This window comes from Acidovorax sp. HMWF029, assembly GCF_003060895.1.
In the GTDB taxonomy this organism is placed as follows: Bacteria; Pseudomonadota; Gammaproteobacteria; order Burkholderiales; family Burkholderiaceae_C; genus Acidovorax.
In genome coordinates, this window is sequence record NZ_QAIH01000162.1 from 1 (window position 1) to 7,716 (window position 7,716).

The 7,716-nt window shown below is 63.3% G+C and carries 8 protein-coding genes; 1 reads left to right on the forward strand and 7 read right to left on the reverse strand.

The features are described 5' to 3' along the window. Positions 1–100: 100 nt before the first annotated feature. On the reverse strand, positions 101–700 hold the full coding sequence (locus DBR12_RS11355) for a hypothetical protein (RefSeq protein WP_108617346.1): 600 nt from the start codon (positions 698–700) through the stop codon (positions 101–103). A 205-nt stretch (positions 701–905) separates the two neighbouring features. On the opposite strand from DBR12_RS11355, the gene mpl reads away from it, so the two are divergent. Continuing rightward, complete coding sequence (gene mpl / locus DBR12_RS11360; RefSeq protein ID WP_108617347.1) at positions 906–2,330, forward strand: UDP-N-acetylmuramate:L-alanyl-gamma-D-glutamyl-meso-diaminopimelate ligase; 1,425 nt, start codon at positions 906–908, stop codon at positions 2,328–2,330. 55 nt (positions 2,331–2,385) lie between these two features. Here the strand turns inward: mpl and DBR12_RS11365 are convergent, their stop codons facing one another. From DBR12_RS11365 to DBR12_RS11390, 6 genes are all read right to left on the reverse strand, one after another. Then, positions 2,386–2,697: a hypothetical protein gene (locus DBR12_RS11365; protein ID WP_108617348.1), complete on the reverse strand. Its 312-nt coding sequence runs from the start codon at positions 2,695–2,697 to the stop codon at positions 2,386–2,388. 152 nt (positions 2,698–2,849) lie between these two features. Further along, positions 2,850–3,971 (reverse strand): 3-deoxy-7-phosphoheptulonate synthase, encoded by a 1,122-nt coding sequence (locus DBR12_RS11370; RefSeq protein ID WP_108617349.1) that lies wholly within the window; start codon positions 3,969–3,971, stop codon positions 2,850–2,852. Between the two features lie 292 nt (positions 3,972–4,263). Then, entirely contained in the window at positions 4,264–4,800 is a 537-nt protein-coding gene (locus DBR12_RS11375) for a hypothetical protein (protein ID WP_108617360.1), read from the reverse strand. 107 nt (positions 4,801–4,907) lie between these two features. Continuing rightward, positions 4,908–6,392 (reverse strand): metalloprotease TldD, encoded by a 1,485-nt coding sequence (tldD, locus tag DBR12_RS11380; protein WP_108617350.1) that lies wholly within the window; start codon positions 6,390–6,392, stop codon positions 4,908–4,910. 96 nt (positions 6,393–6,488) lie between these two features. Then, positions 6,489–6,830, reverse strand: coding sequence for a YegP family protein (locus DBR12_RS11385; protein ID WP_108617351.1), 342 nt, complete (start codon positions 6,828–6,830; stop codon positions 6,489–6,491). Between the two features lie 101 nt (positions 6,831–6,931). Beyond that, positions 6,932–7,716, reverse strand: a 785-nt coding sequence (locus DBR12_RS11390) for an FtsW/RodA/SpoVE family cell cycle protein (RefSeq protein WP_233244399.1), incomplete at its 5' end; no start/stop codon positions are given.

Sequence of the window (7,716 nt, forward strand, 5' to 3'; positions counted from 1 at the left end):
CCGGCATACAGGAGGCGACGTCGGGTGGGCGAGGAAGCCTGCGGCAGCACGGCAGGTTGCGCAGACGCGGATTCAGGCAAATCAGAGGGGGTCATCTTCGTCATGGGGCACTGGTTTCCTGGAGCAGGCGGCGCACGGCCGTCATGTCACCACGCGGGGTCCTGCCTTTGGCATCGGGCTTCAGGGCACCCCGCAGGTCATCAAGGTCGTAAATCAGCAGATGCACCCCGATCATCTCATTGAGTTCCGGCGACTTGCTGCCCAGACTCAGGGCCTCGACCGATTCGCCATGAAAACCCGTCACCGTGCGGGGCTCGTAGTCCACATGGTGATCGATCAGCGCGATCTCCGCAGATTTGGGGTCATCGCAAAACAACTGCAAGTAAATATCCGACAGGCGCGTGGCAGTGCCGTGCCAGACGGCCCCTGCCAGATGCGGACGAAACGCCGCCATGCGTTCCATCCAGACCAGCGCCAGCTGGCGCAGCGCCCGCAACTCGCGCGGCTGCGTGTCAGCACAAAAGATCTCGATGTACTCCCGCACCGCCGCTTCCACCAAATCGTTGTCGGGCAATGGGGTCCGGGCAGGCAGCCCCATCTGGCGCAGGGCCCGGCGCTTGGCGGGCCCCCATTCAAGCCCTTCCTCGACCACCAGGCGCGCCGTGGTGTGGGCGATTTCTTCGCTCAAAGGTGTATGCATGAAAGTGGAAGACAGCGGAGGAGCCCGCATTGTGCGCGCGATCCATGGGTGCGGACCCGCACCCGCACGACGCCTGCGGACACTCTTGGCGCGGAAGAATCCAGAATGCTACATTTTTAATAGCAAATAAAGCATATGGAATGCGCGCAGAAAGGCATTTTTCACCAAAAACCCACCCCTCGCGGCGGCTTTAGAATCAGCGCCCATGCACATACACATACTAGGGATCTGCGGCACATTCATGGGAGGCCTTGCAGCGCTGGCCCGCGAGGCAGGGCACCGGGTGACCGGTTGCGATGCCGGGGTCTACCCTCCCATGAGCGACCAGCTCCGGGCATTGGGCATCGACCTGATCGAGGGTTTTGGCGCGGACCAGATGGCGCTTCAGCCCGATGTTTTTGTGATCGGCAACGTGGTCAGCCGCGTCCGACTGCCCGACGGCACCCCAAAGTTCCCACTAATGGAAGCCATCCTGGACGCCGGCCTGCCCTACACAAGTGGCCCCCAGTGGCTGGCCGAACATGTGCTGCAAGGGCGCCATGTGCTGGCAGTGGCGGGCACCCATGGCAAAACCACCACGACCTCGATGCTGGCCTGGATCCTGGAAAGTGCAGGCCAGCAGCCCGGCTTTTTGATTGGTGGCGTGCCACTGAACTTCGGCCTATCCGCCCGGCTGGGGGCAGCACAACGCCCAGCGCCAACCCCCACTCCGCTGGGCACAGCGCCCCTGTTTGTGATTGAAGCGGACGAATACGACACCGCCTTCTTCGACAAGCGCAGCAAGTTCGTGCACTACCGGCCCCGCACCGCCGTGCTCAACAACCTCGAATTCGACCACGCCGACATCTTTGACAACCTGGCCGCCATTGAGCGCCAATTCCACCATCTTGTACGCACAGTGCCCCCCTCAGGCCGCGTGGTGGTAAACGGACTGGAAGAGAGTCTCACTCGGGTGCTGCACGCCGGGTGCTGGAGCGAAGTGACCAACTTCGGTGCGGCCGTGAGCGACTTCTACGCCGTAGGCAACCCCCAGGCATTTGATGTCATGCACCAGGGCCGCCCCGTAGCCCGGGTGGAATGGTCGCTCACCGGCGTGCACAACCAGCTCAATGCACTGGCTGCCATCGCCGCAGCCCACCATGTCGGAGTGCCCCCCCAGGAAGCCGCCAGTGCCCTCGCCTCGTTCCAGAACGTCAAACGGCGCATGGAACTGCGCGGCACGGTGGGCGGAGTGGCCGTGTACGACGACTTTGCACATCACCCGACGGCGCTACGCACCACTTTGGATGGCCTGCGTCGCAGCCTGGGTAGCAGTGCACGGATCCTGGCCGTATTCGAGCCCCGCAGCAACACCATGAAACTGGGCTCCATGAAGAGCCAGCTGCCCTGGGCCCTGGAGCCCGCCGATCTGGCGTTCTGCCACACGGCAGGGCTGGACTGGGATGCAACCCAGGCTCTGGCCCCTTTGGGTGTGGGCCAGGGACAGCGTGCGCAAACCGCAGCCGACATAGACACCCTGGTGGCCCAGGTGGTGCAATCCGCCCGGCCAGGGGATCACGTGGTGTGCATGAGCAATGGCGGGTTTGGAGGCATACACGCCAAATTGCTGCAAGCACTACAAAATCAATAGCTGCTTGCGCTTATCCAACGCGCGCAAACCGTCTTTTTTCTCAATAAAAAGCAGATTAGAACGTGACCGCCATGCCAGGCACATCCACCCGCACGATGGGCTTGGCCAGCGCAGCGCTGGCAGCACGTGCGAAGTCGCGCGACCAGGCGGGGTCTTGCATCAGCACAGCCCCCGCTGCACGGGCGACGGTGAGCACCTTGTCGGCCAGCAGCACCTTGCCGCTGGCGCGCAATGGCTCGCAGTCCAGCGAGGTGAATTGCTCATCCAGCCAGCGCCGACCCGCCTCGTGGCCCATGGGCTCGGCGCCCTCCAGGTCAAAACGGAACTCTTGATCCCCGGTCAGCTTGACCGACACTTCGCTATGCATGGTGACTCGCCTTTCTTCTGAAATCCACGGGCATATTCCAAAGACCCACCCCAAAGGCCTGTGAAGGCACGGGACTGCGCGGGATGCGCAGTGTTCACAGGCCTCAGTTTAGAACGTGTTTACGATCTTAGAGCCCGTCGCGGCGCAGAAACTCAACGTGCGCGGCGGGCCTTCACGGCGTCAGACAGCTCTGCCAGCGCCTGCAGTGAATCGTCCCAGCCCAGGCAGGCGTCGGTAATGCTTTTGCCGTACTCCAGCTTGCCCGCATCGTCCTTGCCTGGCGTGAATTTCTGGGCCCCGGCGGTGAGATGGCTTTCGATCATGAGACCGAACACACTGCGCGAGCCCCCCGCCAGTTGCGCCGCAACGTCACGCGCCACTTCAAGCTGCTTTTCATGCTGCTTGCTGCTGTTGGCATGGCTGCAGTCCACCATCAGCGTGGCGGGCAGCTTGGCGGCTTCGAGGTCCTTGCAGGCAGCGGCCACACTCGCAGCGTCGTAGTTGGGCGTCTTGCCGCCGCGCAGAATAACGTGGCAGTCCTTGTTGCCCTTGGTGTTGACGATGGCGACCTGGCCGTTCTTGTGCACCGACAGGAAGTGGTGGCCCCGGCTGGCCGACTGGATGGCGTCGGTGGCAATGCGGATGTTGCCGTCCGTGCCATTCTTGAAACCGATAGGCGCCGAGATGCCCGAGGCCAGCTCGCGGTGCACCTGGCTTTCCGTGGTGCGCGCACCAATCGCGCCCCAGCTGATGAGGTCGCCGATGTACTGGGGCGAAATCACGTCGAGGAACTCGCTGCCTGCGGGCATGCCCAGGCGATTGATCTCGATCAGCAGCTGGCGCGCAATGCGCAGGCCTTCGTCGATGCGGTAGCTCTCGTCCAGGTAGGGGTCGTTGATGAGGCCCTTCCAGCCCACGGTGGTGCGTGGCTTTTCGAAGTACACACGCATCACGATTTCCAGCGTGTCAGCGTACTGAGTGCGCACCGCCATCAGGCGGCGGGCGTATTCAACAGCAGCAGCCGGGTCGTGGATAGAGCAGGGGCCGATGATGACCAGCAAACGATCATCCTTGCCGCCCATGATGTTGTGGATGTTTTTGCGGGTCTGGGTGATCAGCGTCTCCACCGGCGTGCCGCCGATGGGGAAGAAGCGGATCAGATGCTCGGGAGGAGGCAACACGGTGATGTCCTTGATACGTTCGTCGTCGGTCTGGCTGGTTTTCTCGACGCTGCGGTACCAGGCATCGCTGGTGGGGGTGTTGGAGACCGTCATGGATGCTTCCTCGTGGAGTAGAAGTAGTGGTGAATGAAGAAAAAAGAAAACGGGGGGCAGAAAAACAAAAAACCGCCGGGCTTTGCAGCGTCGGCGGTTGGTATGGGGAGGTTGTGTTTGCTTGCGCGTTTTCCTCTCATCCGCCGGGGACCGAGATAAAAAACCAAAAATAAAACGCGCTGCGAACTTGCATGGCAACCAATGTAGCACAGGTGTGCGGCGGTGCAGCAACCCCAGACTGTTGCGGCTGCACGACAAACAATCCAATTCAGGTCCAATGCCCAGGCTTTGTTCAGCTGCGCAGGCGGCGCAACCAGGCATACATGCGCTGCAGTACAGACGCCTTGCGCGGCGGTGCATCCTGGAGATCGCTAGGGGGATCGCTCTGGTGCTCGTACATATCCACCAGCAAGAGCGCCTCGCCCAGCGTGCGCCATGCCAGCAGCTCGAAATGGTCAAAACTCGCGCTTTCGCGGGTACTGCGGCGCTCCAGCATCTGCTGCCAGTCGGCAATGGCATTGCGCAAATCTCGCAGCGCCCGCTGATAGGCACCAAACTCATAGAGCGCATGCCAAGCGGAGCCCAGGCCCGTCAGGAACAACTGATGCTCTCGCGCACAGTGCGACAGCGCCACGACGCGCCGCGTGATCTCGGTCGTGTCGGTGCTAGTGCGCCGGGCGCGAACCGCTTCGTCGATCTGCATCGACAGCGCCCCCAGGCTATCGCGCAACTGGCGTGAGTCTTCGTCGGCCACGCCTTCGCGCAAAAACCGGCTGATGTCTCCAAACGACTGGAGTGTCAGCAGTTGGCTGGGGCGCGTGGCAGGCATGGTGGTTCCCATTTTGCGCTGCACGCGGACCTGCCTTGCGCTTTACACCTTCCGCAAAACAAAGGTGGTGGGAGCGCGCAACACCTGGGCGCCCCCCGCACCAGGCATCAGGCTGTGCCGCCGACCGTCAATCCCTCGATGCGCAGCGTAGGCTGGCCGACACCCACGGGCACGCTCTGGCCTTCCTTGCCGCAGGTGCCCACACCGCTATCAAGGCGCATGTCATTGCCGATCATGGTGACCTTTTTGAGCGATTCGGGGCCGCTGCCCACGATGGTGGCGCCTTTGACGGGGTACTGGATCTTGCCGTTTTCGACCCAGTAGGCCTCACTGGCAGAGAACACAAACTTGCCCGAAGTGATGTCCACCTGACCGCCCCCAAAGTTGCTGGCGTACAGGCCCTTCTTGATGCTGGCGATGATTTCCTGAGGATCCTTGTCGCCACCCAGCATATAGGTGTTGGTCATGCGTGGCATGGGGATGTGGGCGTAGCTCTCGCGGCGGCCATTGCCGGTGGGCGCCACGCCCATCAGGCGCGCGTTGAGGCTGTCCTGGATGTAGCCTTTCAAGATACCGTCCTCAATCAGCACGTTGCGCTGGCTGGCATGGCCTTCGTCGTCCACATTGAGGGAGCCCCGGCGGTCGGCGATGGTGCCGTCGTCCAGCACCGTCACGCCCTTGGCGGCCACGCGCTGGCCGATCCGTCCGCTGAAGGCGCTGGAGCCCTTGCGGTTGAAGTCGCCTTCCAGGCCGTGGCCCACGGCCTCGTGCAGCAGGATGCCGGGCCAGCCCGAACCCAGCACCACCGTCATCTCGCCCGCCGGTGCGGGGCGCGATTCGAGGTTGACCAGGGCGGCGTTCACGGCTTCGTCCACATACTTGCCCATCTGCTCGTCGTCGAAATAGGCCAGGCCAAAACGCCCGCCGCCGCCGGCCGAGCCCATTTCGCGGCGGCCGTTCTGCTCGGCGATCACCGTGACCGACAGGCGCACCAGCGGACGCACGTCGGCTGCCAGGGTGCCATCGGCACGGGCCACCAGCACAACGTCGTATTCGCTGGCCAGGCCGGCCATGACCTGGGCCACGCGCGGATCCTTGGCGCGGGCGCGCTGTTCCAGCCGCTCCAGCAGCGCGACCTTGGCTGTGCTGTCGAGGGAAGCGATCGGGTCCACGCCCGGGTAGAGGCTGCGGCTCAATGCTACTTTTTTAGGAGCAATCTTTACTTTACCAGCGCGCGCAGAGGCCGAAATTGACCGCACAGTACGGGCCGCGTCCAGCAGCGACGCCTCGGAGATGTCGTCGGAGTAGGCAAAGGCCGTCTTCTCGCCGCTCACGGCACGCACACCCACGCCCTGGTCGATGCTGAAGGAGCCTGTCTTGACGATGCCTTCCTCCAGGCTCCAGCCTTCACTGCGCGTGTACTGGAAGTACAGATCGGCATCGTCCACCTGATGGGCGCGAATCTCGGCCAGGGCGCGGGCCAAGTGGCTTTCGTCGAGGCCGAAGGGGGTCAGCAGCAGTTCACGGGCAACATCGATACGCTGGCTGGTTGCCGCGCGCTGGGGGGCGGCAGTGGGTGTGCGGAAAGTCATCGGGGCATTTTAGGCGCCCTGCCATGTCCGCACGGGCACAGGGGCACGGGCGGCAGCGCCCGAACTCAAGCTCCAGCCCTCCAGCCCTCCAGCCCGTCAGCCCGCCGCGGTCAGGTCGCTGGTTGCGGCGCCGGGCGCGTTCTGCTGGACGGACTCGATGCCCGCGTCGCGCGCTTTTTCTCCCGAGTACATCTGGCTTTGCCCGATCACCTGGCCGTTGGCCGCCTTGAGCGTGAAGTAAGGGGAGCCGTTTTTGGCACAAAGTCGGCCATACCGGCCATCGTTGGGCGCGTTCTTCTTGACGGACTCGATGCCGTTGAGCGCGCTGGCCTTGGAGTCGTACATCTCGCTGGTGAGGATGACCTGCCCGTTGCCCGCCAGGAGGTTGAACACAAATTTGTCGTTCTTGGACTTCTTCAGCTCGAACTTCGACGCCATGAGAGTACCTCCAGAGGTTGCCAAAACACGGTTGGCAGCCGCTTTGTAACCGGAAGGCCTGGCGCGCGCAACGCCGCACAAACCCCTGCTGCCTACAAGCCCTATATCGCCGCCCGGGGATCCTTGGTGTCCTGCTTCTGCGCACGCGCCACCGACATAAGGATGCCCAGCGCCAGCCCCAGCGTGACCATGGCCGTGCCGCCATAGCTGATGAAGGGCAATGGCACTCCCACCACGGGGAGGATGCCGCTGACCATGCCCATGTTCACAAAGGCATAGGTGAAAAAGATCATCGACACGGCCCCTGCCATCAGACGTCCGAACAGGCTGGTGGCGCCCACGGCAATCGCCAGGCCGCGCCAGACCAGGAGCAGGAAGCACACGATCAGGAACAGGTTGCCCGCGAGGCCAAACTCTTCGGAATAGGCGGCGAAGATGAAGTCGGTGGTGCGCTCGGGGATGAACTCCAGGTGGGTCTGCGTGCCAGCCATGAAGCCTTTGCCCCACACGCCCCCCGACCCGATGGCGATCATGCCCTGGATGATGTGGAAGCCCTTGCCCAGCGGGTCGCGGGTGGGGTCCAGCAGCGTGCAGACGCGCTGCTGCTGGTAGTCGTGCAGCAGCACCCAGCGCACCCCTTCAGCGCAGAGCTGGTCGCCCAACAGCACCAGGGTGAAGATGCCCACGCCACCGATGACCACCGGCGGCAGCACCAGCTTCCAGGACAGGCCAGCAAAGAAAATCACCGACAGACCCGCCGCCAGCACCAGCAGCGAGGTTCCCAGATCGGGCTGCTTCATGATCAGGCCCACCGGCACGGCCAGCAACGCACCCGCCGCCACAAAATCCAGCGGGCGCAGCGCGCCCTCGCGCTTCTGGAACCACC